This is a genomic window from Protofrankia sp. Cas4, from assembly GCF_963555915.1.
Lineage (GTDB): Bacteria > Actinomycetota > Actinomycetes > Frankiales > Frankiaceae > Protofrankia.
Window position 1 is genome coordinate 11287 of the sequence record NZ_CAUVXL010000102.1, and the last position, 952, is coordinate 12238.

Sequence of the window (952 nt, forward strand, 5' to 3'; positions counted from 1 at the left end):
ACCGAGCGATCCTCACCCCCCGAGGCGATCATGGTGCCGTTCGGGGAGAACCCCACCGACCACACCGAGCCGGTGTGGCCGGTCAGGGTGCGTAATTTACGGCCGGTCGCGGTGTCCCACAGCCCAACCGACCCACCCCCACCCCCAGAAGCGATCATGGTGCTGTCCGGGGAGAACCCCACCGACCGCACCCCGCCGGTGTGGCCGGTCAGGGTGCGTAGTTTACGGCCGGTCGCGGTGTCCCACAGCCGCACCGACCCATCCGCACCCCCTGAGGCGATCATGGTGCTGTCCGGGGAGAACCCCACCGACCGCACCGGTCTGGTGTGGCCGGTCAGGGTGCGCAGTTCACGGCCGGTCGCGGTATCCCACAGCCGCACCGAGCCATCCGCACCCCCGGAAGCGATCATGATGGCGTCCGGGGAGAACCCCACCGACTGCACCCTGTTGGTGTGGCCGGTCAGGGTGCGTAGTTCGCGGCCGGTCGCGGTGTCCCACAGCCGCACCGAGCCATCCGCACCCCCCGAGGCAATCATGGTTCCGTTCGGGGAGAACCACACCGACAACACCGAGCCGGTGTGGCCGGTCAGGGAACGCAGCTCGCGGCCGGTCGCGGTATCCCACAGCCGCACCGACCCATCCCCACCCCCAGAAGCGATCATGGTGCCGTCCGGGGAGAACCCCACCGACTCCACCCGGCCGGTGTGGCCGGTCAGGGTGCGTAGCTCACGGCCGGTCGCGGTATCCCACAGCCGCACCGACCCATCGTCATCCCCGGAAACGATCATGGTGGCGTCCGGGGAGAACCCCACCGACCACACCCCGCCGGCGTGGCCGGTCAGGGAACGCAGTTCATGGCCGGTCGCGGCATCCCACAGCCCAACCGAGCCATCCACACCCCCCGAGGCGATCATGGTGGCGTCCGGGGAGAACCCCACCGACAACACCCAGC

1 protein-coding gene is annotated in these 952 nt (G+C 69.9%); it reads right to left on the bottom strand.

What is annotated here, in order from left to right:
* Positions 1 to 952, bottom strand: a 952-nt coding sequence (locus tag U9979_RS09530) for a WD40 repeat domain-containing protein (protein WP_322779091.1), incomplete at both ends; no start/stop codon positions are given.